At 68.2% G+C, this 23,832-nt stretch carries 22 protein-coding genes; 8 read left to right on the top strand and 14 right to left on the bottom strand.

All coding sequences use genetic code 11. The annotated features are described in order from the left end of the window. The first annotated feature begins 3 nt into the window (after nt 1–3). The 4 genes from ENSA7_RS12270 (at nt 4) to ENSA7_RS12255 (ending at nt 3,209) form a co-directional block, all read left to right on the top strand. Nucleotides 4–672: a hypothetical protein gene (locus tag ENSA7_RS12270; protein ID WP_181233674.1), complete on the top strand. Its 669-nt coding sequence runs from the start codon at nt 4–6 to the stop codon at nt 670–672. Nucleotides 673–810: 138 nt separating this feature from the next. Further along, nucleotides 811–1,680: a hypothetical protein gene (locus tag ENSA7_RS12265; RefSeq protein WP_106089448.1), complete on the top strand. Its 870-nt coding sequence runs from the start codon at nt 811–813 to the stop codon at nt 1,678–1,680. Nucleotides 1,681–1,817: 137 nt separating this feature from the next. After that, nucleotides 1,818–2,342, top strand: coding sequence for a hypothetical protein (locus ENSA7_RS12260; protein ID WP_146157616.1), 525 nt, complete (start codon nt 1,818–1,820; stop codon nt 2,340–2,342). Nucleotides 2,343–2,348: 6 nt separating this feature from the next. Continuing rightward, nucleotides 2,349–3,209, top strand: coding sequence for an STAS domain-containing protein (locus ENSA7_RS12255; protein WP_106089446.1), 861 nt, complete (start codon nt 2,349–2,351; stop codon nt 3,207–3,209). 10 nt (nt 3,210–3,219) lie between these two features. On the opposite strand, the gene ENSA7_RS12250 is transcribed toward ENSA7_RS12255, so the two are convergent. After that, complete coding sequence (locus ENSA7_RS12250) at nt 3,220–4,257, bottom strand: succinylglutamate desuccinylase/aspartoacylase family protein (RefSeq protein ID WP_106089474.1); 1,038 nt, start codon at nt 4,255–4,257, stop codon at nt 3,220–3,222. A gap of 8 nt (nt 4,258–4,265) precedes the next feature. After that, on the bottom strand, nt 4,266–5,252 hold the full coding sequence (locus tag ENSA7_RS12245) for an ATP-grasp domain-containing protein (RefSeq protein ID WP_146157615.1): 987 nt from the start codon (nt 5,250–5,252) through the stop codon (nt 4,266–4,268). Between the two features lie 168 nt (nt 5,253–5,420). On the opposite strand from ENSA7_RS12245, the gene ENSA7_RS12240 reads away from it, so the two are divergent. Both ENSA7_RS12240 and ENSA7_RS12235 read left to right on the top strand, forming a co-directional pair. Next, nucleotides 5,421–7,304: a DUF11 domain-containing protein gene (locus ENSA7_RS12240; RefSeq protein WP_146157614.1), complete on the top strand. Its 1,884-nt coding sequence runs from the start codon at nt 5,421–5,423 to the stop codon at nt 7,302–7,304. Continuing rightward, nucleotides 7,301–8,338, top strand: coding sequence for a hypothetical protein (locus tag ENSA7_RS12235; protein ID WP_146157613.1), 1,038 nt, complete (start codon nt 7,301–7,303; stop codon nt 8,336–8,338). Before ENSA7_RS12240 ends, ENSA7_RS12235 begins: the two co-directional genes overlap by 4 nt. 15 nt (nt 8,339–8,353) lie before the next feature. On the opposite strand, the gene ENSA7_RS12230 is transcribed toward ENSA7_RS12235, so the two are convergent. Next, the gene (locus ENSA7_RS12230) at nt 8,354–9,115 is read right to left on the bottom strand and encodes a type 1 glutamine amidotransferase domain-containing protein (RefSeq protein ID WP_244923779.1); all 762 of its coding nucleotides are present in this window, start codon (nt 9,113–9,115) and stop codon (nt 8,354–8,356) included. An 85-nt stretch (nt 9,116–9,200) separates the two neighbouring features. Here ENSA7_RS12230 and ENSA7_RS12225 point away from each other — a divergent pair, with 85 nt between their 5' ends. Next, on the top strand, nt 9,201–11,120 hold the full coding sequence (locus ENSA7_RS12225; protein ID WP_106089441.1) for a D-arabinono-1,4-lactone oxidase: 1,920 nt from the start codon (nt 9,201–9,203) through the stop codon (nt 11,118–11,120). An 18-nt stretch (nt 11,121–11,138) separates the two neighbouring features. On the opposite strand, the gene ENSA7_RS12220 is transcribed toward ENSA7_RS12225, so the two are convergent. The 10 genes from ENSA7_RS12220 to ENSA7_RS12185 all read right to left on the bottom strand — a co-directional run bounded on the left by ENSA7_RS12220 (nt 11,139) and on the right by ENSA7_RS12185 (nt 21,593). Further along, entirely contained in the window at nt 11,139–12,836 is a 1,698-nt protein-coding gene (locus ENSA7_RS12220; RefSeq protein ID WP_106089440.1) for an MYXO-CTERM sorting domain-containing protein, read from the bottom strand. Further along, nucleotides 12,833–13,435: a hypothetical protein gene (locus tag ENSA7_RS12215; protein WP_146157612.1), complete on the bottom strand. Its 603-nt coding sequence runs from the start codon at nt 13,433–13,435 to the stop codon at nt 12,833–12,835. The genes ENSA7_RS12220 and ENSA7_RS12215 overlap by 4 nt, the downstream gene beginning before the upstream one ends. Before the next feature lie 125 nt (nt 13,436–13,560). After that, nucleotides 13,561–14,424: an MYG1 family protein gene (locus ENSA7_RS12210; protein WP_106089438.1), complete on the bottom strand. Its 864-nt coding sequence runs from the start codon at nt 14,422–14,424 to the stop codon at nt 13,561–13,563. A gap of 24 nt (nt 14,425–14,448) precedes the next feature. Continuing rightward, nucleotides 14,449–15,771 (bottom strand): aspartate kinase, encoded by a 1,323-nt coding sequence (locus ENSA7_RS12205; protein WP_106089473.1) that lies wholly within the window; start codon nt 15,769–15,771, stop codon nt 14,449–14,451. Nucleotides 15,772–15,807: 36 nt separating this feature from the next. Continuing rightward, entirely contained in the window at nt 15,808–16,485 is a 678-nt protein-coding gene (locus tag ENSA7_RS12200; protein WP_106089437.1) for a pseudouridine synthase, read from the bottom strand. After that, the gene (locus ENSA7_RS12195; protein WP_106089436.1) at nt 16,478–17,251 is read right to left on the bottom strand and encodes a phosphoadenylyl-sulfate reductase; all 774 of its coding nucleotides are present in this window, start codon (nt 17,249–17,251) and stop codon (nt 16,478–16,480) included. The genes ENSA7_RS12200 and ENSA7_RS12195 overlap by 8 nt, the downstream gene beginning before the upstream one ends. Beyond that, the gene (locus tag ENSA7_RS12190) at nt 17,248–19,170 is read right to left on the bottom strand and encodes an aconitase family protein (RefSeq protein ID WP_106089435.1); all 1,923 of its coding nucleotides are present in this window, start codon (nt 19,168–19,170) and stop codon (nt 17,248–17,250) included. The genes ENSA7_RS12195 and ENSA7_RS12190 overlap by 4 nt, the downstream gene beginning before the upstream one ends. Nucleotides 19,171–19,417: 247 nt before the next feature. Then, complete coding sequence (locus tag ENSA7_RS43560; RefSeq protein ID WP_181233673.1) at nt 19,418–19,585, bottom strand: hypothetical protein; 168 nt, start codon at nt 19,583–19,585, stop codon at nt 19,418–19,420. Next, nucleotides 19,582–19,734: a hypothetical protein gene (locus tag ENSA7_RS43555; RefSeq protein WP_181233672.1), complete on the bottom strand. Its 153-nt coding sequence runs from the start codon at nt 19,732–19,734 to the stop codon at nt 19,582–19,584. Before ENSA7_RS43555 ends, ENSA7_RS43560 begins: the two co-directional genes overlap by 4 nt. A gap of 830 nt (nt 19,735–20,564) precedes the next feature. Then, the gene (locus tag ENSA7_RS12185; RefSeq protein WP_106089434.1) at nt 20,565–21,593 is read right to left on the bottom strand and encodes an esterase/lipase family protein; all 1,029 of its coding nucleotides are present in this window, start codon (nt 21,591–21,593) and stop codon (nt 20,565–20,567) included. An 88-nt stretch (nt 21,594–21,681) separates the two neighbouring features. On the opposite strand from ENSA7_RS12185, the gene ENSA7_RS12180 reads away from it, so the two are divergent. After that, nucleotides 21,682–22,749, top strand: a complete 1,068-nt coding sequence (locus ENSA7_RS12180; protein WP_244923778.1) for a hypothetical protein — start codon at nt 21,682–21,684, stop codon at nt 22,747–22,749. A gap of 29 nt (nt 22,750–22,778) precedes the next feature. Here ENSA7_RS12180 and ENSA7_RS12175 read toward each other — a convergent pair whose 3' ends face one another. Then, nucleotides 22,779–23,558 (bottom strand): Bax inhibitor-1/YccA family protein, encoded by a 780-nt coding sequence (locus tag ENSA7_RS12175; RefSeq protein ID WP_106089433.1) that lies wholly within the window; start codon nt 23,556–23,558, stop codon nt 22,779–22,781. Nucleotides 23,559–23,832: the final 274 nt, after the last annotated feature.

Below are 23,832 nucleotides of genomic sequence, written 5' to 3'. Positions count from 1 at the left end.
TGCGTGGCTCAAAGCCAAGACTCGATGGACTACGTCGGCGAAAACTCGAGGCGAAGCGAGGGGCCCAGCGCCGCGCTCGTTCGCGCTCGGATCGGGCCCGGCTCGTGCTGCCAAGCGTTCGCGGACGACGAGCTGCGGCTCTACGCGCTGGCCGAGGGTCACGGGCAGGGTCCGGCCGCCGAGGTCGCCGCCGCCGCGACGCTGCGGGCCGTGATCCGGGCGCGCTCGACCGCGCCGAGCTGGCGGACTGACGCGGCGGGGATCCAAGAGCTGTTCGAGGCCGCGGCGCTGGAGCTGCACAGCCTGCGCTCACAGCAGCACGCGTACGGCGGCATGTCGAGCAGCTTGGCCGTGCTCGCGCTCGGGTATCGCCGCGCGGTCGTGGGGATCGTCGGCGATTGTGTCGGCTTCCTCGCGCACGCGGGCGAGGGGCCGCGCGCGCTGGCCTGCGGTCAGGCCCTGCTGCTGGGCCCGGCGCTGGAGGTCAACCCGACGATTGTGGCGATTGATCGGCGCGGCGGAGATCGATTGTTGTTGGCGCTGGGCGGGGTGCTCGAGTTCATTGTGCAATATGGCGAGCAGGCCCGATGGATGTCGGCCGAGGCGCTGGTCGAAGCCGGGCTGAGCCGCGCGCCGCAGCGCAACGCGGGGCTGGTCAGCGTCGAGCTGTGAACCGCAGAGCGCATCTCGCTAGCGGAATACCGCCTCGCAGCGGCAGTAGCTCGCCGCATGCCTGGAGCCGCACTCGCCGCTGGACAAGCTATCGCAAGACTCGGACGTGGAATGGCAGGTGGTGGACGGCCGCGCGCAATGGCGCCGACCACGAGCCGCACATTCACGGAATCGGCCAACTTCGACTGTCACTGGCAGTGCGCCGAATGTGGCTTTCAGGTTCCGCCTCATCCGGTCGAGATTGACCGACACGCCTACCGAGCGCTCGCCGAGGATCGCCCGGCCGACCGACGTCCCCAGCACCCGTGTGAGGGCTGCGGAGCGTCAAACACCTGGGCCAACCTGCGAGCGGGCGCCGTCGTCGAGGCGCTGATCACCCAAGACGAGACGCGGCGCTCGACCTCGGGCGCCCGGCGCAGCGGACTGGTGAAGGTGGCGGGCCTGCTCGTGTGGGGTCTGCTCGGAGCCCTCACGATCAAAGACATCGGTGGGTGGATCTTGCTGCCGATCATGGCAGGTACGGCCTGGGTCATGCTCCACGCCGCCTATGTCGAGTACGCGTCGGGTCGGCGGGCCCGGTTTGCCAACTCGTGGCGGCACGAGCCTCGCCCGCGGGGCCGCACGCGAGCGCGGCTGCGTGGGCGCCTGCATGGGGAACGAGCGCTCCGGGCCCCGCTGTCGGGCCGGGCGTGTCTCGCCTACGAGCTCGGGGTTCGCCACGACACCGACGTGGCGGCCGACCCCTGGACGTGGACGCTGCTCGAGCAGCGCAGCGCGGCGGGGCTGTCGATCGACGGCGTCGCGGTGGCGCAGCAGCCCTACCTTCGCCTCCAACGTCGCGTCTACACCCACGAGCTGAGCGCCGCGGCCCGCGACGAGCTGCGCAAGCGTGGGCTCGATCCCACCCGGCCTGGCTACACGCTGTTCGAGACGATCGTCGAAGCGGCCGAGCCGGTGACGGTGAAGGTGCAGCGCACGGGAACGCTGCTGCGTGGTCTTCAACGCTGACGCTCGGTCGAGCCCGACTCGGGGCCAGTCGTCCGCTGATCGATATGATCCATTGGACATGCCCCGAGTCGTGGTCCGCGAGTTTACGCATGTCACGCATCTCGACCCTGGGTGTCGCATGGGGATATGGTCACATGATGACCGAGCCCGGCGAGATGCGTGAGTACAGCGGGGCCGCGCTGAGCAGCTTTGTCGTCGGGCTCTCCGAACATCAGGCGGTCGTCGACAAGCTCCTCGCTGAGAGTGGAGTCGACCGCATCGACCCCGAGGCCTGGTACGAGCTCGAGTGGGCGTTCGACTTGTTCGACAAGATCGAGCGCGAGCTCGGTCGCGCGGCGGTCATCAAGGTTGGGCGGAGCATGGTCGAGACCGCCGTGTACCCGCCCGAGATCGACAGCGCCCAGAAGATCCTGTCGAGCGTCGGCTACTGGTGGGCGCTCAACGCCCGTGGCCCCGACATTGGCACGATGACCTGCGAGTGGGAGGACGAGCACCACGCGGTGATCGAGTGCACGGCCTACCGAGCGCGCTGCACCCTGGTGATCGGCATCCTCGAAGGGGCCTGCATGCGCTACGGCATCTCGCCCCTGGTCGAGCACGGCCCCGGCTCATGCATTCAGCAACAGACCGGGCCCATGTGCGTCTATCGGGTCAGTTGGTAGCGCTGCATGCCCCTGTTCGAGCCAACCGCCCGCACCGAGCTGCTCTCGTCCCTCACGGCGCGCCTGGCCAAGCGCCGGATGAGCGCGTTTAGCCTGTTGGGCGAAGACGTCTGCCGGGTGCACGTCGAGGCCGCCGTCGATGCGCTCGAGCGCGACAGCGTGACCGGCAAGGCCGAAGCGATGCGCGCGGCGGCGGTCGCGATGGTGACCACCTTCCTGCCCGAGAGTCTGGGCTACTCGGACCTGTGCTTCTTCACCCGACTGCTGCGCGAGCGGGCCCTCGAGCTCGGGCGTGAAGACCAGCGCGGGGCGATCGAGCAGTGGTGCTACGAACACCTGGCGGTCAGCACGACCCACTTCATGGTCCAGCGCGACGACGCGCTGCAGCGCCAGGCGGCGAAGCGAGACATCGAGCGCTACGAGTCGCAGCTGGCCGAGCTCCGGGTCGCGCTCGACGAGAAGACCCAGCTGCTCGAGCTGATCCGCGAGGCCTCGACCCCGATCGCGCCGGTCGTCCCGGGGATCCTCGTGGTCCCGCTGGTCGGGACCTTCGACCGGTTCCGCGCCGGGCTCCTGACCGAGCGGCTGCTCGACGAGATCGCAAAGACCCGGGCCCGGGTGGCGATCCTCGACATCTCGGGGGTGCCGGTGTTCGACACTGACGCGGCTCAGCTCATCGTTCGCCTCGCCCGGTCGGTCCGGCTGCTCGGCGCCCAGGTCATCCTCGTGGGAATGTCGCCGCACAACGCCCGGACGATCGTCGAGCTCGGGGTCGATCTCGATGGGATCGTGACCTGCCGGGCGCTGCAAGACGGTCTCCGCTCGGCGCTCGCCACCCAGCGGCTCGAGCTCGTGTCGATCGCCTGAGCCCGGAGCGCTACTCAGCCTCGTCCGAGCCAGACTCGGACGCTGGAAGTGGATCGCGCGGATAAAACCGCGGATCCCCTTCGGATGCGGGCACCCCCACGTGGAGGATCCGAGCGCCGGTCTCGGCGACCGGGTTGACGCTGTGCCCGACCACCACGCCCGACTCGCGCGTGGCGTACTCGCCGATCAGATCCCCAAACGGCGTGGTCAGCCGCGCGATCGTCTGCCCCGCCTCGACGTGCTCGGTGACCTCGGGGAACACCTCGAGCAGGCCGCCGTGATCGGTGTAGATCCAGTGCGAGCGCTCGCACAAAACTGGCGCCGGGCCCAGGCTGACCGTGCGGTGGCGGGTCATGCGTTGGTCGGCGAGCACGGCCCGCAGCCCGGTGAGGGTGCGCTTGATGTAGTCGCTGTGAAATCGCTGGGGGTTGCCGATCTCGATGGTGACAGCCGGGATCCCGAGCTCGGCCGCGGCGCCGCGCAGGGTCATGTCTGACGGCGGATTGTGCACGATGATCTGCGGTCGCTGCAGATAGGCGATGCGGGCTGCCTCCGGGTTGGTCATGTCGGCCCGCACATACAGCGAATTGACCCGACCGACGCTGGCCGTGTGCAGATCCACGAGCAGGTTGAGCCGACGGATCAGTCGATCGACGAGGCGGCTGACGTAGACCGCGGCCGCGTTGCCCTTGGGGTTGCCCGGGAACATGTGGTTGAGGTCCCACTGCCCATAGCCCCGCTCGTGATTGAGGTAGCCCGGCACGTTGACCACGATCACGCCGACCACCGTGCCGCGCAGGGTCTTGGGATCGAGGCGCTCGAACAAGCGCTGGATCACCGGAATCCCGTTGAGCTCGTTGCCGTGCAGCGCGGCGGTCAGGCCCAGAATTGGACCAGGCTTGGCGCCGCGAGCGACCAACACCGGCAGCTCGATCGGGCGTGAGAGGCCGTCGTGGGCCAGCTGGAGCAGGAGCCGGCTGATCTGACCCGCGGGCAGTTCCTCGGGCTCGAAGCGCTCGACGACGGTGGCCGGCGCTGACGTGGACATCGACATGCTCAGCTTCGCTTGGCCACGAAGGAATCCATGATCGCTCCAGTAAAGTCAACGCCATAGAAGCGATTGGCATCGCTCAGTCCACCCGGCGCGAACACGTTGATCTCGATGATCTTGTCGCCGATCACGTCGAGCCCACACAATCGCAAGCCGTCGCTCATCAGCAGCGGACCCACGGCCTGTACGATCTCGCGCAGCCGCGGCGTAAATTCGGCGGCGACCGGCTCCCCGCCAACGTGGACATTGCTGCGAAAGTCGGTGCCGGTTGGCTTGCGGCGAACGACGGCGACAGCGTCGCCAACGCGCAGCGGCTCGCCGTCGAGGACCATCACGCGGACGTCGCCGTCGGCGGCCTCGGGCAGGAACTCCTGCGCGATCGCCATGCCGCCGCGCGTGAGCACCTCGATGATCTGTCCGAGGTTGGGGTCGCCGGGATGGACCTTGAACACGTCGGTCCCGCGGGTGCCAGACAGGGGCTTGAGCACGCTGGCCGCGGCGCCTCTGTCCACAAACGCTCGGAGCACCGCGGGGTCGCGGCTGACCAGCGCGCGGGGCCGAAACGCCGGGGGGATCCGCGTCGAGTACAGCTTGCTGGTCGCCCGCCGCAGCCCTGCAGGCTCATTGAGGACCACGACACCCTGGTGCTGCGCGAGGGCCATCAAGTCCAAGCCAGCTTGGTGAACGCCCACGCGGGTGTCGCGACCGGGGTTCGTTCGAATCACGACAAGGTCCCCGGCGTGCAGCACCAGGTCATGCTCGCTCTGGTCAGGATGACGAATCGCTCGAACTCGCACGGCGTCGTCAACGCCAACCCCGAGCTTGGCGACGTCCCCGACGAAGACCCCAAAGCCGCGGTTTTGGGCGCTCTCGAGCAACATCGCCGTTGTCATGCTGGGATCGATGTCGGCGACATCGTTGACGAGGAACACGCACTTCATGAGGACACCCCGGTAGTGGGCCAGAGCCTCGCCGTGTGTGGATGGGTTCACGACCTCAGCGCACCTGGGCCGGCATCGGATGCGCCTGTGATGTCGGGGCGTCACTCGGGCGCAACTTCCGTGATCGAGACGACAGCAAATGCATGTTGGTATTGATAGTTAATATTTGTGTAGTCATGGCTTGGAATTGCGTGAGCCAGAATGCTCTAATCGAGGATGATGATAGCGGCAGAAACCAAGGGGTGGGCGTGGGCGGCGGGGCTCGCGGGTCTGTTGGTCATGTCCCCGGAGGCCCGCGCTGGTGGCGACGCCGACAAGGATCAGTTCGACGCGGGGACGCTGATCATCCCCATGGACACGGACTACCAGGACATGGGCATGCTGCGTGCCTATGGCCTGGTCTACGAGCTGCTCAGCAACGACGTCCCGGTCCGCTGGGCGATCAACCCAGACAAGCTGCAAGACGGGGCGGACTTCAGCGCCTCGGCCACGGACGTCGCCAGCGGAGAGCCGGTCCCGATCCACGACTACCGCGGCGGTCCGTGGATCATCGACTCGAGCGACGCCGCGGCGGCGCTGCCGATCATCATGGCCTGGCAGCAGGCCAATCCCAACGTGGCCGTGCACGAGACGACGGCCGCGTTCGAGGCCGACGTCGGCCACTACCTGGTGGTGGCCCCCACCATCGCGATGATCGCCGACGGCAACCAAAAGATCGCGCGGGGCTACATGGCGGCCGCCGGGATCCCCGACTCGACTGGCGATCTCTCGTGGCCCGACAGCAGCCCCGACATGCTCGATGTCGAGGAGCTCAGCGGCCCAACCGAAGCCAACCACCGCGACGGCTCGCTGTTCGATGAGGACGGCGACCCGGTCTACTGTCAGCTGATGTCGATGCACTGGGGCGTCGGCGCGGCCGAGGATGACCCCGAGGTCGTCGCCGAGGTCCGCGAGTACCTCAACAACCCGGTCCACTTCTTCGCCGAGTGTCAGGCCGTCAACGCGTTCGAGAACCTCGACCCGCACGGGTTCTTCTTGACCCCCCACGGGTTCGACATTGGCGACCGGCCCGACGCCGTCGAGCACTTCAATTTCAGCTCACCCTACGCGCAGCTCGACGGGCCGTTCGAGACCGTTGGCGGCAGCGAACCTTCTTATACGCTGCCGCCCGGCGACGAGTACCTGGCCGGCGGGATCACGATGATCACGGGTGAGGGCACACCGGTTGGGGTCGAAGACGTGTGGATGACCGGCTACCTCGACGGGACCTGCCCCCCGAGCGAGCCCGAGTGCGGATCACTCGGCAAGATCAGCTACCTCGGCGGCCACGAGTACAGCACCGCTCTCCCGATCTCGGCCAACGCCGACACGCAGGGGACGCGGCTGTTCCTCAATTCCCTGTTCGAGGCCCCGTGCGCGACGGTCGACGGGCTTCCCAGCCTCAACATCGCGACCGCGGCGCCAGCGTTCACGCCGGTCCCCGACGTCGAGGTCGACGTCACCTACGTCAACGCGAGCGCGGCCACGGCCCTCGACGCGATGCTCCGCGCTCAGCTGCCGCCGAACACGACCTTCGTGTCCGCGACCGACGGCGGCACCTTGGTCGGCGATGAGGTCGTCTGGGAGCTCGGCAACCTTGGCGCCGACGAGATCGGTGACCGCAGCTTCAAGATCGAGCTGTCAGACTACGGGCTGTACGACAGCAGCGCCGCGCTCGACTATCGGGTGGGGCTCAACGACTTCACGCTGCCCTCCAACGTCGCCCAGACGCTCTACGGTGACGAGCCGCCAGGTGACGGTGACGGTGACGGAGATGGGGACGCGGACGGGGACGCCGGAGATGGTGATGGTGATCCCGCGGGCGATGGCGATGGCGGCAGCTCGGCCGGTGAGACGGGCGGTGACGGCGGTGACCAGGGCGGGACCGCCGACGATGGCACGGGCGACGCGGGCACGGGCGACGGGAGCGGGGCGGCCGAGGCCGGCGGCGATGGGTGCAGCTGTCGCACCGACGCGCCGCCAACACACCCTGCGCCGCTGGGCTGGCTGCTCGGCGCGGGTCTCGGCTTGGGTCTGCTGCGCCGCCGCGGAGGTGTCTCGTGAGTCGGTTGACTGGCCGTGTCTATGGCTATGTCCTGGGCGCCGTGCTCGTGGGCGGCTGCGGGGGCACCCCGAGCGAGACCTCGGGGGCGGAGAACGGGATCGGCACCGAAGAGGACACGGGCGTGGGCGTCGACACCGACGAGTCCACGACCGGCGCCAAGCTCGATCTGCAGGGCGACATGGACGTGCCCACGGCGGCGCAGAGCGGCTGCGAGAAGATCGACTTCCTGTTCGTGATCGACTCGTCGGGCTCGATGGCCGACAACCAGGCCAACTTGATCGCGAGCTTCCCGGGTCTGGTCGCGGCCATGATGGACAACGTCGCGGCCGACGACTGGCACGTGATGGTCGTCGACAGCGACGGCCAGTGGGGTGGGACCGACTGCGCCAACGCCTGCATGACCTTGAACAGCTGCCCGGGTGCGCCGGAGTTCGACTGCCAGACGCCGCCGCCAACCCTGTGCGACATCACCTTGGGCGGCGGCGTGATCGCGCCGATGGGCGAGGCCGCCAGCAACCAGGACTGCGCGCTGGCTGGCGACAGCCGCTACGTGCAGGCCGGCGAGCCGGATCTGCTCTCGGCGTTCTCGTGCGTGGCCAAGGTCGGCGTCGACGGCAGCGACACCGAGCGGCCAATGGGCGCGCTGGTCCGCGCGGTCAGCCCCGAGCTCGTCGATCCCGGCGAGTGCAACGACGGCTTCGTGCGTGACGACGCGATCTTGGTGGTCACGATCATCACCGACGAGCCCGACGAGCACTCGCTCGGCGAGCCCGGCGAGTGGTACGACGCCGTGGTCGCGGCCAAGGGCGGGCAACCCGAGGCGGTCGTGGTCCTGGGGTTGCTGCCAGATGGGGACCTCGGCATGCCGCTGTGCGGGGTCGAGTCGGTCCCCTCGCCACGCATGAGCGAGTTCTTGCAGCTGTTCGAGAACAGCAGCCGCGCGTCGATCTGCGAGCCTGACTACAGCCCGTTCTTCCTCGAGTCGGTGTCGGTGATCAGCGAGGCCTGCGAGAATTTCGTGCCGATCGGCTAGTCGAGCTTCACGACGTCAGTCCCCGGCATGCTCGGCAACTAGCGCGACAAAGTCATCCGCGAACTTGTAGGCGTCCGTGTAGTAGCGGGCTGACAGATAGTTGCGATCGCGGAGCGTGAACCCGTAGTCGCGTCGCTCGGGGCCCTCGCGGCGGACCAAGAACGGCCCGGTCTCGAAGTCGTCTGCCGAGGCCAGCGCCTGCGTGACCTCCGCTTGGACGGTCTGCGTGTAGGTGCGGTAGTAGGAGCCCAGCCACAGCCCGGTCATCGCCCAGGCCATGCGCTCTTGGATGCTGGTCAGCGCCGTCGTCTTGCGGCCGTGCAGGACCGAGCGCCCAGTCTCGGGATCGCGCGCGCGCGCGACCACCAATACGCCATGACACAGCGCGCCGACGGGCTTGTCTTCGATCATGTGCTGGGCGACCAGCGCCTGGACCTGCGAGGACTCGAGGTACGGCTTCATGTTGGGCGCGTGGCCGCCGGTCAGGACCACGCCGTCGAACGCGTCGGGATCGAGCTGGTCGTAGGTCAGCGGGTGTTGGAACGCGTCGCCGGTGGCCATCTGCGTGTAGACGGTGCGAGCGTGGGGGACCGCGCGCAGGAACGGTCGCCACAGCGCGAACCCGCGACCGGTCACGATCCTGGGATCGGCGGCCGCGGGCTGGCCGTCGGGGGTGGCGAACACGACCTCGTGGCCGGCGTCGACCAGCGCGCGCCAGGGGACTGACGACTCGGTCGGGTCGAAGTCGCGGGAGGGCAGGGGGAACAGAATTCGCACCGACCCGATCGTAGCAGGGCATCGCGGCGATCGTTCGGCTCCGGCCCCGCAGCTTTGTGAGCTGCGATAGCATCGCAGGACGGGCATGAAGCGAGAGCAACTGCGACACCATCCGGCCTACGCGGCCCTGAGCCCTGACGAACAGCTGGCGATCGACGAGCGCCTCGAGGGCTGGCACCTCGACGCACCGGCGGTGGCGGCGACCACCGGTGGGGTCGCCGAGCTCGACGTCAGCGACCTGCGATTTTGGCTGGCATCCACGGCCCGACGTCCATGGGCGATGATCAGCTTGTGCGATCAGCCCGAGCAGGCCACCGCGATCTTCGAGGGGTTACTCGCGGCCGTCCCCGGGCTGGCCGACCACCGCGAGCGCCCCAAGCTGGTCGTGCTCGCGCGTGACATGAGCCGCGCGCTGGTCGTGGCGGACAGCGCTCGCCGAGAGCAGGGCTTTGTCCGCGATGAGCAGCTCGCCGCCCTGTGTGATCAGATCGACAAGCTCGAGCGCGTCGAGCCGCGCTGGCGAGATGAGAGCGTCGTCGCGATCTTGCGCGTGGCCAAGCTCGAGGAGCTGGCCAACGCGCTCGTCGACTACACCCGCTCGACCCGCGGGGTTCAGGGGTTCCTGTCGCGGGTCGGCGCGCGGGTCTCGACCAAGCTGTTCGACCTCGTGCACGGCGGGCTGTACCTCGCAACCGGCGACGCCGAGCACGAGGGCCACTACGAGCACGGCGAGTGGACCAACTGGACGGCGAACTACCGGGCCCGGCCGGCCGCGTACCTGTGCCCCAGCAACGAGGACGAGCTGTGCGGCGCGATCGCAAAGGCGCCCGAGCTGCGGGTCGTGGGCGGCGGGCACAGCTTCAACGACGGCCCGCTGTGTCCGGGCCACATGATCTCGCTCGACGCTTACGGGCGGATCCTCGACATCGATCCCAATCGCAAGATCGCGCGGGTCCAGGCTGGGATCCGTCTGCGGGACCTCAACAAGGCGCTGTGGGAGGCGAGCTTGGGCTTGCCCGTGCTGGGCTCGACCGACAGCCAGAGCCTCGGTGGCCTGGTCGCCACGGATCTGCACGGCACCGGTCGCGACGCGGGGTTCTTGTCGGAGCAGATCTTGTCGCTACGCGTGATCGCGGCCGACGGCGTGGCCCAGACGGTGCGCCCCGGCGACCCGCTGTTTCACGCGGCGATCGGAGCGATCGGCACCTGCGGGGTCGTGAGCGAGGTCGAGCTGCAGCTCGTCGACGCCTTCCACCTCGAGAAGGTCACGCAGATGGTCGATCGCGCCCACGCCGAGTCCAGCATCGACGGGCTGCTGCGCGCCAATGATCACATCAGCTTTTATTACATTGGCGGGGCCGACGAGGCCGAGGCCGTCCGCGTGCACCAGTGGAATCGCACGAGCGCGCCGCTGACCCCAAAGTGGGAGAAGCTCAAGACCCGCAATGAGCTGTCGGACTTTGCGGTCAGCGCGTTCGTGCCTGGCCTCGCCAAGCGGATCGCCGATATCGACGAGGACGCGTGGCTCTCGGACCTGGTCGCCCCGGACTCGACCCTGGTCATGCCCGGCAGTCGGGGGTTTGGTCGCAAGCTGTTCTACCGCCACGACGAGATCGAGTTTGGCGTGCCCTTTGAGCGCTACCAGAGCTGCCTCGCGCAGATCTTGGCGCTGCTCAGCGTGGAAGAGTTCTTCTCGGTCGTCGAGGTCCGGTTCACGCCTGATCGCTCCCAGTCGCTGATCGGGCCAGGGGCTGGGCGGCGCAGCGCCTATATCGAGCTAGCGACGCCGCTGTCGCAGGACCACGAGCGGGTGTTCGCCAAGGCTGAAGAGATCATGCGCGAGCACGAGGGGCAGCCGCACCTGGGCAAGAAGACCAACGTGAGCGCCCAGGACATGCTGGAGATCCACGGTGATCGGTTTGTGCAGTTTCAGGCGGTCCGGGCGGCCCAGGATCCCGGGGGGAAGTTCCTCAACGCGTTCACGCAGCGCGTGCTCGGGGGCTGAGGCGGGCGGCTCGTCGACTCATTCGCGCCGCCGTCGGCGGAGCGCGATGAGCCCGAGCAACGAAAGCCCCCACGCCCCGTTCGACCTGTTCGAGCCGTCGGTCGTGCAGCCGCAGCCGTCGTCCGCCCGATCAAACCCGTACCCGGGTGGCAGGCCGTCGTCATCCGAGCCGGAGTCGCCCCCGCTCTCGTCGCCGGGGCCGTCGCCGTCCGAGCCCTCGCCGTCGCCACCCGAGCCCTCGCCGCCGCCCGAGGTCTCGCCCGCGCCCGTGTCACCCCCGTCGGCGCACTCGGGGTCGTCGTCGCCCGGATAGCACTGCCGATCATCGAGCAGGTACACCTCGGGCCCGGTGCCTTTGAGCAAGAACGGCCGGTCCCACAGCGGCGTCCCGGTTGGGATCGCGGCGACCTCGGCCGCGGGCAGGGTCTCCACGGTGCCCAGATCCAGGCTCCAGTTTTCGGCGACCTCGGGGCTGGGGACGTGGCGCTTGCCGATCCCGTCGAGGATCCAGACCTCGGGGCTCTGGTCGTCGGCGCGGATCATGAGCGGCGTCGGCTCGATCGGATCCCAGGTCGGGATCGACCCGAGCGTGGCGTCATCGAGGGTGAGCTGGTGCCAGAACGGGGAGAACGCCCAGGCGGCCAGGATCTCGGGGCTCGACACGTGGCGGCGCACGCCGTCGGGCAGCGGCGGGCCCCCGCAGGTGATGGTCTTGGGGCTGCCGGTCAGCTGAGCGTTCTCGCCGCCCTCGCTGTCGATCCCGTAGGCGTGGACCGGGTGCGGCTGGGCGTCGCGCAGGCTCATGGGAATTCCCAGGCTGTACGCGTGGTCGCACGAGCCGATCGCCCCGCACAGATCCTCGCGGTACTCGTTGGCCGAGAGCGCCACGCCGACCGCGTTCGGATCGCCCGCGGGCCCGTTGAAGTACACGTGCACGGACACGGGGCTCTCGGGGTCGTCGGGGTCCTGCGCCCAGCCGCTGATCTGCTGACAGGTGGCGGCGTCGAGGTAGCCCGTGGGCGCGATGTTGGTGAGCCCGAACTTCTCCTCGTAAGCCTTGATCAGGGAATTGTAGGGCGAGACGTAGACCACCCCGTAGCCACCGACGTCCTGGCGGATGTTGAAGTGCAGGTGGATCGACGTGGGCGTGTTGCCCATGTTGTTGGACACCCGGTTGATCTGCGCGCCCTGGGCGACGGCCTGGCCGTTGCCCACCACCTGGCCGCGGCCGTGCAGGTAGTCGTAGCGGCGCCCGCTGGCGTCGGTGATGTAGACCGAGTACGAGCCGATGTTGGTGACGGTGGCGTTGTCGGTGGCCACGGTCCAGTAGGCCTGGTCGGTGCAGGTCTCCGGCCGAATGTCCTGGCCCTGGTGGCCCTGCCCGGACGGACACAGCGGCATCGCCCACTGGCGGGTCTCGCAGTAGTTGTCTTGCCACGGGTAGTCGTAGTTGCTCGCGTGGCACTGGCTCCCGGCCGGGCCCAGATAGCCGCCGTAGCGGTAGACCTGCGAGTTGGCGAATCCCCGGTCCTGCAGCGGAAACACCATGTCGGGGGCGTAGACTTGATCCGTGGCCAAGCCCGTGCCGGAGCCGGGGATCAGCTGCCCGGGCGGATCGTAGGTGAAGGGCTCGGCGGCGTCGGCGTTGACCGCGAGCAGACCGATGGTGAGCGCGGCGATCGGGGCCACGAGCGGGGGGATGCGAAGGGTGCTCATCGTGCTGCCTCCGTGAGCGCGACGCCGCCGACGAGCTCGAGCTGCTCAGCCAACTGCGTGATCGCGGCCGAGTCGGCGCACTGCGGGGCCTGTTGGTCCGCGCACTCGATCTCGACCGAGTAGGCGACGCCATGCTCGATCCACGCGGCGTGGCGGATGCCCTCGTTGACCGAGACGAAGGCTGGGCGACCGCGCACGAGCTGCTCGCCGGTCGCCCCACGCATGCCCGGAAACACCCGCGCGAGACCGCTGCCCTGCACGACGATCGTGATGCCGTCGCGGTCGCCACGAAAGCTGTACCAGTGCTCACCGGTGACGACCACGATGTCGTCGAGCGGGTCGGGCGGGATCAAGACCGGCAGCGGCGCGGCGTCGACTCGATCGAGGGCGTCGCGCGGGAGCCGATCGCGAAGCTCGGCGTCGACCTCACTCGCGCTCGGCCACTGGATCTCGCGGACGACCAGCTCGCCGCCAATCACCGGAGCTTGCTGAAGCCGGGGCGCGGCCGCAGCTGGCGTGGTCGCGCCGTCGTGCTCGGCAGCGCGGGGCTCGGGGTCGACCGCGACCGGGTCACACGCGGCGATGGCCAAGCCACACATCACGCCAATCCACTTGCTTGCGTCATGTTTGGCCAACCGCATATCTGACCAATCGTGGCCCACCTCGGTTGTGAGTCGCAAGATGATTTGTTGATCGAGCGCACAACCGCGCGCGCTCGGGCGGCCTACTCGAGCCAGCTGGCGAGGATCAGCTCGCGCAGCCGCGCTGGATCCGTCGCCGAGGTCTTGCACATGAACCCGCTCTTGTGGGCGAAGTGCACGTCTGGCTGGCCCTCGATCCGCGAGAAGTCGAGCTTGGGATGATCTTCGTAGCGGCCGATCCCGTAGCCCGGGCCACGCCGATCGGGATAGACGATCGCGGCGATGGTCTGCTCGAGCCCGGCCGCGCGAATGTAGTTACCGACGGCGATGCTGGGCTCATCGGACGCCGGGTCCGTGCGCGGCAAGAACATCGCCTCGACGAGCTCGTCGCCGCGCGGGATCGACCAGCGCTGCGCGTGCGCTTCCGCGAACTCGATCCGCTCTCGGGCGACGCGCAGGTACTCGAGCAAGTCCTGGCCGACGTAGCGCATGAACTCGTAGAGCGGATCTCCAGCGGCGAGCTGCGTCGTCCTGGCGAAGCGCCGCAGCAGCGTGATGTCGATCGGCGAGTTGAGCTGTGAGATCGCCTTGCGGGGGACGCCCAGCCACTTCGCGGTCTTGTTGGGCCCGCGCGAGTCGAACCACTCGGCCGGCTCGAGCCAGTCACAAAAGTGCAGCGCGTCCTGGTAGATGCCCAGGTGATCCAGGACCAGGCTCAGCGCGCAGGTCGGGGCGTGCTCGCGCGGGAAGTGGTGGTGGTCGAAGTTCATCCGCGCGGGATCGTGAACGCCGCCGACGTCGATGATCGCGACGCTGGGGTCGTCGAGCTCTGCGGGGGTGGGATCGCGGCGGACGACCGGAGCGCCGTGCTTGGCGATGAGCACGCAGACGGCCAGGAGGTCATCTTTGTGGGCGCCACCTGGATGCGTGAGGATCGTGCGGACCATGTCCGCGGCCCCATACCACGCGCTCTAGACCGCCGCGAACAGCATCTCGTGGAGGACCTTCACGGCCCGGCCGATGTCGGCGTCGTCGATCAGCATGGTGAAGTTGATGCTGTCCATCCCGTAGCTGATCATCTCGACGTTCACGCCGGCCCCCGCGACCGCGCCGAGCACCTGGGCGCCGATCCCGGGGCGCGCGGGCAGGTGCTGACCGACGACCGCGAGGATGGTCTTGCCGTGGCGCAGCTCGACCTTGCCGATTGTGGCCAGCTGATCCGCGGCGGCCTCGAGCGCGGGGCGGTCGGCCGAGGTCAACGAGATGCTGACCTCGGAGGTCGAGATCATGTCGACGTCGACCTCGCGCCGACCCAGGATCTCGAACACCCGGGCCAAGAACCCGGCCTGGCCAAACATGCGAGTGGTTCGCAGCACCAACACCGACTGCCGCTCCTTGTAGGCGATGCTGGTCGCGGCGTTGGGGCTGGGCGCGGCGACCTTCTGGATCACGGTGCCGGGGTGCGCGGGGCGGTTGGTGTTGAGCACCCGGACCGGAATGTCGCTGCTCATGGCCGGCAGCAGCGTCGACGGGTGCAGCACCCGGCTGCCGAAGTAGGCCAGCTCGGCGGCCTCGTCGAAGCGCATCTGCGGGATGTTCCGGGCGCCATCGACGACGCTGGGATCCGCGGTCATGACCCCGTCGGTGTCGGTCCAGATCTGGACCTCTTCGGCCGCGAGCGCGCCGCCGAGCAGGCTCGCGGTCAGATCGCTGCCGTTGCGGCCGACCGTGGTGATCTCGCCCTCGCGGTTCTTGCCGACGAACCCAGTCACGACCGCGACTTCGTTGGCAGGGAGCCTGGCAAACGCGGCCTGGCAGTTGGCCTCCCAGCCGGCGAGCGGGCGGGCGCGACCAAACGCGTCGTCGGTGATGAACCCGAGATCCCAGACGTCGTGAGCCCGCGCGGCGAGGCCGTTGCGGGTGAAGAAGTCGGCGATCGCCCGGACCGACATGCGCTCGCCGAAGCTCGACACGTAGTCGAGGCTGCGCGGGCTCAGCTCCTTGACCAGCGAGATGCCGCGCAGCAGATCGCTGAGCTCACCAAAGCAGTCGTCGAGCAGATCCACGGGGCACTCGAGCTGGGCGAGCAGCTGGCGCTGGAGATCGATCGGCGTGGTCACGAGCTCACCCGCGGCCGCGGCCTTGGCCGCGTTGACCAGCGCGTCGGTGATGCCCTTGTGGGCCGAGCTGACGACGACCGGAGCGCGCTCGCGGGCGCTGTCGACGATGCTCAGGACCTTCTCAATCTGGCCGCGGTTGGCGACGGAGCTGCCGCCGAATTTCATCACGATCATGTCGGGCGTGACCATAGGCCAGTGCGCCGGTGGTGGCTAGACACCCACCGCAGCAGCAGCGATGCCCATGCGCTCGAGCGGCTCACACAAGTCTGCGGGCACAGGCGCCCGGATCATCAGCTCACGCGTGCTCGAAGGATCCGCGACCCGCAGCTCGGCTGCATGCAGCGCCAGGCGGTGCAGGCCAAACCGCTCACGGAACATGCGGTTGTGGTCGCCCTTCCCATACCGCACGTCGCCGATGATCGGGTGAGCGATGTGCTTGAGGTGCCGGCGGATCTGGTGCGTCCGCCCGGTCAGCGGCTCGGCCTCCACGAGTGAGTAGCGCTCGAACTCGGCGAGGCGGCGGATCCGGGTCTGCGCTGGCTTTCGCTCGCTCTGTTTGTCATCGACGTCGCGCAGGCCGTGGTCGATCAGCGCGTGCTCGGGGGCGTGACCGCGGACCAGCGCGAGGTAGCGCTTGTGGATCTCGCCGCGCTCGAACGCGCCGCTGAGCTGGCGGGCGGTGTCGACATCCAGCGCGAACAACAACACGCCCGAGGTGCCGCGATCGAGTCGATGCAGCGGCCACACGCGCTGGCCGAGCTGCGCGTGCAAGAGATCGACGGCGACGACGTCGTCGTTGGCCCAGCCGCGGTGCACGAGCATGCCGCTGGGCTTGTTGACCGCGACGAGCCTGGGGTCTCGGTGGACCAGCTCGAGCGCGTCAGGCATCGCTGGTGTCGGGGAGGTCGGCGACGTCGGGCATGTGCAGACCACACTCTTTCTTGGTCGCCGCCTCCCACCACCAACGCCCCGCGCGCTCGTGCTCACCGGGCAACACCGCGCGGGTACAGGGCTCGCAGCCGATGCTCACCAGGCCCCGCTCGTGCAGCGCGTTGTAGGGGACCTCGAACGCGCGGATCGTGTCCCAGACCTCGTCGGAGCCCATGCTGACCATGGGGTTGAGCTTGTACAGCGGCCCGCCGTCGCGGCCTTCGAAGCCCTGATCGAGCTCGAACGCCGGCACCGCGCCGCGAGTGCGCGGGCTCTGATCGCGGCGCTGGCCAGTGACCCACGCGCGCAAGCCCGCGAGCTGGCGACGCAGCGGCGCGACCTTGCGGATCCCACAGCACTCGTGGTGGCCATCCTCGTAGAACGAGAACAGCCCCTTGCGGCGGACCAGCGCCTGGACCGGCTCGGCCTCGGGGAAGCAGTACTCGATGCGCAGGCCGTAGTGCTGCTCGACCTTGGCCATGAACTGATAGGTCTCGGGGTGCAGGCGGCCGGTGTCGAGGCTGAACACCCGCGGCTTTGGACCGCCGAGGGCGTCGCAGGCGAACTCGATCAGGAGCACGTCTTCGGCGCCGCTGAAGCTGATCGCTACATCGTCGAGATCGAACAGCTCGAACGCGCGGCGCAGGATCCGTCGCGGCGACAGCTCGGCGAGCTCGCGAGCGAGCGCGTCGACGTCGATCGGCTGAGGGACTGGTGAGCTCATAGCGATCGCGGATCCGTGAGCTTGCCGGTGACGGCAGACGCGGCCGCGATCGCGGGCGAGACCAGGTACACGGGACCCGGGGCGCCCATGCGGCGATCGAAGTTGCGGTTGGTGGTGCTGGCGGTGGTCTCGCCCTCGTAGGGGATGCCGGGCCCGTTGCCGATGCACGAGCCGCAGCCGGGATCGGTGACGACCGCCCCAAGCTCGCTGAACAGCGAGAGCAGCCCCTCGCTGCGGGCGGCGTCGGCCACGTCGGCGCTCGAGGGGGTGACCGTCACGCGGACGTTGTCGGCGAGCTTGCGGCCACGCAGAACGTCGGCGGCGGCGCGTAGATCCGAGAGCGAGCCGCCGGTGCACGAGGCGATCACGACGTTGTGAATTGCGACGTCGCCGACCTCGGTCAGCGGCTTGCGGTTGCGCGAGTCGCCCGGGGTCGCGACCGTCAGCGGGACCTCGTCGAGGTTGACGCGGATCGTCTTGACGTAGGTCGCGCCCTCGTCGGGCTCGACCAGGCGCGCGGCGTAGTCTTGCCCGCGGGTGGCCTGCAGGAACTCGCGGATCGGCGCGCAGGGCTCGACGATGCCGGTCATCAGGCCACCCTCGACGGTCATGTTGGTGATCACCGACAGCTCGTCGACGTTCCACTGATCGAGGCCGGGGCCACCCAGCTGGATCACGCAGGTGTCCGTTGGCGACTCGCGCCAGTGCTCTTCGCGGAAGAACGGGTCGCCGATCAAGTGCAGGACCAGATCCTTGGGCGAGAGGATGCCCTTGGCGTCGCCCTCGACCCAGACCCGCACGGTCTTGGGCACGGTCACCGGGATCATGCCCGTGCGCAGCGCGAACGCCATCGCCGTGGAGCCGACGCCAAACGCGAACGCGTTCATGACCCCGGCGGTCGGGGTGTGGCTGTCGGTCAGGACGATGATGTCGCCGGGGCGCGCGTAGTCTTCGACGACGATCCGGTGACACACGCCCTGCTTGAGGCGGCCGGGCCCGTGCAGCCGGATGCCGTTGCGCTCGCACGCCTCGATCATCTCCGCGGCGAGGCTCTTGGCCGGGGCCAGGCGCTTGCGCTTGACCGAGATCGGGACCGTGTCGCGGTCGATGAGCACGAAGTGATCCTCGAACGCAGCCGCGAGCTCGGGCTGGTGGATCGGCGCGTCGGCCCACTCTTGCGCGTAGAGGTTCATGACCATGCCACCGGTGTACTCGTGCATGCCGCGGAAGTCGGCCTCACACAGGATCTGGTCACCGGGCTCGACCGCCGCGATCCCGAACGGCTGGTCCTTGCCGCGCCAGGCCTTGGCGGCGACGATCTTCTCGATGCAGTTCATGGGCCGAGGGGCGCGCTCGACCTCGTAGGTGGGTCCGACCTGACCGGCCAGGACGTGGGTGCCGTAGCGCATCAGGCCGCCGGCCTCGCTCACCGCCCGGAAGAAGGGTGGCAGCGCCTGTCCGAGGCTGGGCAGATCGATGTCCTCACCGGCGCGCAGGCGCTCGACCACGCCGAAGTCCGTGGTGAACGGCAGCCCGGCGTAGACCATGTTTTCCTGGAAGATCCGCTGGAAGCTGCGGGCGATCACCAGCTCGATGCCGGCGCCCTGGTGGGCGACGACCGCGACCTCGCGGCTGCTACCGCTGCCATAGGCGTCGCCGCCAACGACGACCTGAAATCCGCCCTGCTTGACCGCGTCGACCTCGACGCTGTCCTTGAAGTTCTGCAGGAAGTACGGACCGAGGATCTCGCCCGTGTAGCCGAGCGTGCACGCGGCGCCGTTGATCATCGCGTCGGTGTTGACGCCAAAGTGCAGGGCGGGTGGATCGGCCGGGTCAAACTGCGGATTCGTGCCCGAGAGCTGCTGCTCGAGGTGCGCGGTGTCGTCGGTGAGCCACAAGATTCGTCCGGTCAGCTGCATCTAGGCCGGAGTATAGCGGCTCCCCTCTACCTCTCAGACATGCCGCGCGCCGGGTGATCGCGTGCGACGGTGTGCGTCGCCACTCGGTGGCCGCTCGCGGGCTCGCGGCCGTGGGGGAATCTCACGACTCACGCGAGCGGCGCGGATCTTGCGGTCGTCTACCTCGCATGGATCCCCGGGGCATCCGCCCGGTGCGCCGCCGCGCATCCAACATGCGCGGCGGTGGAGCTGGCGCGCGTTCGTTCCGTCAGATCTCAGCGACGAGCTCCGCGGCGGTTTCGACCTCGCGCGCGCGCCGAGCCAAGCGCTCGAGCGTCTCGAGATCTTGGCAGCGACGGACCCGCGCCTCGCTGTCGGGATCGACAGCAACACCGCGGACTTCGAGCAGCGCAAAGATCAGCTCGAGAAGGGTCACGCGGCGACCTTCTTGGCGACCTTCTCGGCGACCTTCTTGGCGACCTTCTTGGCGACCTTCTTGGCGACCCTCTTGGCGACCTTCTTGGCGACCTTCTTGGCGACCTTCTTGGCGACCTTCTTGGAGGTGCCGTTTGCGATAGTGTTCACGGAAGCGGTCTTCCATGAACGCATAAAAAATACTCTTTCGCTCGATCTCCCACAGTCCTTTTGCGTCTTCCATCTTCATCTCTCCAATCAGGATGTCCCGATGTTCCTCTGACACCGCGGCCAGAATGGTCCCAATGTACGAGTGGCGCCGCTTCGGCGGCAGCCCAAGTGTACCCTGAATTCCAGCCCTCGCCGCCTCCAGATCGCCCCGGCGTCCGTGCAGGGCGGCAGCTAGCACACCTGCGGTAGGCCATGTTCGTGCCCGCTCCAGCGCGACCGATCGTGACACGCTGTCCACGTCGAGCCGCAGCGCGTCGACCATGGGCGGCGGGCCATCCTTCCACGTCTTCATGGCCGCAGACATCCGATCGCAGAACGACACCACCACCATCCAGGTTGGCAGCTCATGGTCCTTTGCCACCGCAGCCTGGTAGTAGGGGAACATCCAGCGTTTTTCGTAGGCGAGCTTGCCCTGGGCCTCGACGCAGATGACCACCCCCACGCCCGGGCTGTCCTCATGAACCAAGACGAGGTCTGGATAGTGTAATTCGACGACGCCTCGCCGACCGGGTTTGTCGCGCTCGACCTCCGCGCGGTGAGCGACCGGTGTGCCAACCACGGGACGTTCGATGCCGAGTAGATCGAACGCCAGCCACGGGTCGTGCCGGAACAGTTCGAGGATTCCCTGGTGAAGCTTCCCTGTCGCCACACGCTGGTTCTCGGACCGCGCCAGATGAATTTGCAGCAACGTTCAAAAAAATGTTCGTGTCCCAATTTCGGGCCACCAGAACATTTGCGGGTACTACCGCGAATATTGGTTGAGTGAGCACTCAGGCGCTCGTGCGCCACCACTCGAGCATCTGCGCGAGCACGGCTGGATCGTTCATGAGCGCCAGGTGACTGGTCGCGGCGAAGTGCTGGATCTCGGCCGGCGGAAGCAGCTCGCGCTCGCGCGGATCGACGCTGGCACCTCGCGCGCTCCGGGGCCGAACCAGGCCGTCGCCGAGCGTGGTCGCGAGCGCAGATCCAGACTCGCCGAGGGCCCCAACGGCGACGAACCAGCGCACGTGGACGGGATCACGCGGACGCTTGGCCACCGGGAACGCGAGGCGGTCGAGATCGTAGTGCCGCCAGTCTTCGTCGAGCACGAACCCGTGGCGCAGATCCTTGATCCCGGCGCTGCGCAGGTTGATCGCCTTGCCGATCAGCTTGGTCCACGGGTTCCAGATGCTGTCGAGGGTGAACGCGGTCACGTGGGCGAGCAGCTCGAGCGGTGCCCCGCGCGAGGGGACCCCGAGCAGAAACACCCGAGCGAGCCGCTCGAGCCACCGATGTCCGGCCGCGAGCCCATAGTGACACGCGCTGCGGGTGACGAGCCCACCCATGCTGTGCGCGACGATCGACAGCTGCTCGAACGGCCACACGGCGTACAGCTGCTCGAGCTTGTTGGCCAGCTCGCGCCCGTTCTCCGAGATATGCCGGCCGGTGTTGTAGCGCGCGTAGACTGGCGTCTGCTCGAGCTCGGCTGCGATCGCGCTGGCGTAGTCGACCCGCGCACCCTCGCTCGCGACCGCCCCGGCGGCCGGGTCGGGCCCGACCCCAAACCGCCACGCTCGCTCGGAGCCCATCAGCCCATGCACGAACAGACACGCCTGCGGTCGGGCGTTGGGCACGGTCAGCGGTGGATCCTCCAGCAGCCACGGCTCGGCGCCGTGAAACAGCTGCATGCGCACGGCCAGCGAGGAGTCGCTCGCTGCCAGCCGGTCGCCGATCGCCCCGTTGAGGACGGCCAACGCCTCGTCGCGGCGGCCAGGATAGGCTCGCAAGAAACGCTGGGCGAGGTCGGCGAGATCAGCCACTCGACTTTCCTAGTATCTAATCGGCGCGCTCACTACCATTGCCAGACTCATGCTCATCCAACGGCTTGTCTGTGTATCGTCTGCGCTGTTGCTGCTCGCTTGCGGCGAGGGGCCGGCCGACCCGATCGCCAACCCGCTGACGGATCCCGAGACGGGACCGCCCGCTGGCAACCCCGACGGAAGCTGCGCGATCCCGGACGAGGCCCGGCCGGCCGATGTCTCGAACCCGACGACGGTCGTCGGTGACGGAACCCCGGCGAGCTGCACGAGCGCCGCGTTCGTGCAGGCGGTGGCGGGCGGGGGCGTCATCACCTTCGACTGTGGGCCGGATCCGGTGGTGGTGACGCTGGACGAGACCGCGAAGATCTACAACGACACCGGGCCCGAGATCGTGATTGACGGCGGTGGCCTGGTCACGCTCAGCGGCGCCGGAGCGCGGCGGATCCTGTACATGAACACCTGCGACGAGAGCCTGGTGTGGACCACGCCGATGTGCAACGACCAGGATCATCCCCGGCTCACCGTCCAAAACCTGACCTTCATCGACGGCAACGCGAGCGGACAACATGACCCCGACGGCGGCGGGGCGATCTTCGTCCGCGGCGGTCGCTTCAAGCTGATCAACACGCGCTTCTTCAACAACGCGTGCGACGACACGGGCCCCGATGTCGGCGGCGCGGCGGTCCGGGTGTTCGATCAGCACCAAGACCTGCCGGTCTACGTGGTCAACAGCACCTTTGGCGGCGAGCCCGGGCTCGGCAACCGCTGCTCGAACGGCGGCGGGCTCAGCAGCATCGGGGTCTCGTACACCGTGATCAACAGCCTGTTCTCGTACAACGAAGCGATCGGCAACGGCGCCAACCCAGCTCAATCAGGCACACCCGGCGGCGGCAGCGGTGGCGCGATCTACAACGACGGCAACACCTTCACGCTGACCTTGTGCGGGACCAAGATCGAGCACAACACCGCCAATGAGGGTGGCGGTGCCGTGTTCTTCGTCAGCAACGATCTGAGCGGGAGCCTGCGGATCCAGGACTCCACGCTGTGCGACAACCCGAGCGCGGGGTTCGAGACCCAGGGGTTCCCGGGCATCTTCGTGCTCGCCAACGGCGAGCCTCAGGTCACCAACTCGACCCTGACCGCCGCTTGCGAGTAGTGCCTCCGCGCAGAGCGGGAGGCACCGCTCTAGTCCCGGCCGCCGAACAGGCGGAGCAGGAACAGGAACAGGTTGATGAAGTCGAGATACAGCGTCAGCGCCCCGACGATCGCCAGGTTGCCGGCGCCGCCGTTGACGAGATAGATCTGCTTGATCTTCTGGGTGTCGTACGCGGTCAGGGCCGCGAAGATCAACACGCCGATCATCGCCCGGACCATGAAGAACACTGGGCTGATCGTCATGTTGAAGCCGTACGACATGACCATCATGGCGATGCCAGACACGAACAACCCGACCACGCCCATGAACAAGAACTTGCCCCACGACGACAGGTCTCGCTTGGTCGTGTAGCCGTACAGCGCCAGGGCGGTGTAGGTCACTGCGGTGATCGCAAACACCGAGGTGATCGAGGCGCCGGTATAGATGATGAAGATCGGCGCGAGCGAGACGCCCATGACCACCGCGAACGCCAAGAACACGGCGACGGCGGTGCTCGGCTTCATCTTGTGCAGCCGCGAAGCAAAGATCATCACGAACACCAGCGGGGCGAAGATCGTGACCCAGCCCATGCCACCCGAGAACAGCAGCTCGAGCAGCGCGGTCGACTGCGAGGTCACGTAGGCCGCCAACCCCGTGAGCCCGACGCCGGCCGCCATCCACGCGTTGACCCGGGTCATGAACTGATCGACGCCCGAGGCGAGCTGGGCCCGCGGGTCGACGGAGTACGCACCGGGGGCGTGCTGCGGACCTGGTTGGGCGTAGGGGTTGCGCTGACCGTGAGGGTCGTGCTGCGAGGCGTGCGGCTGCATGACGGCAGTGTGGACAACGCACCTGGTCCGATCAAGCGATGATGATGCAACGACTCCTGCGCACACCTGCGCGGGCGTGTGCGACATGGCGTCTGGGAGCCGCTACGCCGCCGGGTTTGCGTGGGGTCCCGAGCGCCGCTTGGCGCCGACCGGCGGATCGGCGACCATCGGCGGGTGGACGTGGGACACGAGCGGCAGCTAGCGCAGCACACGCGCTACCTGCTTGGGGGGGTCCTGCTGGCTGGATTCGCGGTGTTGGGGGCATGTTCGGGGG

This window comes from Enhygromyxa salina, from assembly GCF_002994635.1.
Lineage (GTDB): Bacteria > Myxococcota_A > Polyangia > Nannocystales > Nannocystaceae > Plesiocystis > Plesiocystis salina_B.
Note: the sequence above shows the minus strand (reverse complement) of the source record. Positions and strands in the feature narration are given on the sequence as shown.

What these genes read in the sequence shown, in the direction of transcription:
- ENSA7_RS12265 (WP_106089448.1), top strand. Translation starts at nt 811, where the DNA reads ATGGCGCCGACCACGAGCCGCACATTCACGGAATCGGCCAACTTCGAC.
- ENSA7_RS12260 (WP_146157616.1), top strand. Translation starts at nt 1,818, where the DNA reads ATGACCGAGCCCGGCGAGATGCGTGAGTACAGCGGGGCCGCGCTGAGC.
- ENSA7_RS12255 (WP_106089446.1), top strand. Translation starts at nt 2,349, where the DNA reads ATGCCCCTGTTCGAGCCAACCGCCCGCACCGAGCTGCTCTCGTCCCTC.
- ENSA7_RS12250 (WP_106089474.1), bottom strand. Translation starts at nt 4,257, where the DNA reads ATGTCCACGTCAGCGCCGGCCACCGTCGTCGAGCGCTTCGAGCCCGAG.
- ENSA7_RS12240 (WP_146157614.1), top strand. Translation starts at nt 5,421, where the DNA reads ATGATAGCGGCAGAAACCAAGGGGTGGGCGTGGGCGGCGGGGCTCGCG.
- ENSA7_RS12225 (WP_106089441.1), top strand. Translation starts at nt 9,201, where the DNA reads ATGAAGCGAGAGCAACTGCGACACCATCCGGCCTACGCGGCCCTGAGC.
- ENSA7_RS12220 (WP_106089440.1), bottom strand. Translation starts at nt 12,836, where the DNA reads ATGAGCACCCTTCGCATCCCCCCGCTCGTGGCCCCGATCGCCGCGCTC.
- ENSA7_RS12215 (WP_146157612.1), bottom strand. Translation starts at nt 13,435, where the DNA reads ATGTGTGGCTTGGCCATCGCCGCGTGTGACCCGGTCGCGGTCGACCCC.
- ENSA7_RS12210 (WP_106089438.1), bottom strand. Translation starts at nt 14,424, where the DNA reads ATGGTCCGCACGATCCTCACGCATCCAGGTGGCGCCCACAAAGATGAC.
- ENSA7_RS12205 (WP_106089473.1), bottom strand. Translation starts at nt 15,771, where the DNA reads ATGATCGTGATGAAATTCGGCGGCAGCTCCGTCGCCAACCGCGGCCAG.
- ENSA7_RS12200 (WP_106089437.1), bottom strand. Translation starts at nt 16,485, where the DNA reads ATGCCTGACGCGCTCGAGCTGGTCCACCGAGACCCCAGGCTCGTCGCG.
- ENSA7_RS12195 (WP_106089436.1), bottom strand. Translation starts at nt 17,251, where the DNA reads ATGAGCTCACCAGTCCCTCAGCCGATCGACGTCGACGCGCTCGCTCGC.
- ENSA7_RS12190 (WP_106089435.1), bottom strand. Translation starts at nt 19,170, where the DNA reads ATGCAGCTGACCGGACGAATCTTGTGGCTCACCGACGACACCGCGCAC.
- ENSA7_RS12175 (WP_106089433.1), bottom strand. Translation starts at nt 23,558, where the DNA reads ATGCAGCCGCACGCCTCGCAGCACGACCCTCACGGTCAGCGCAACCCC.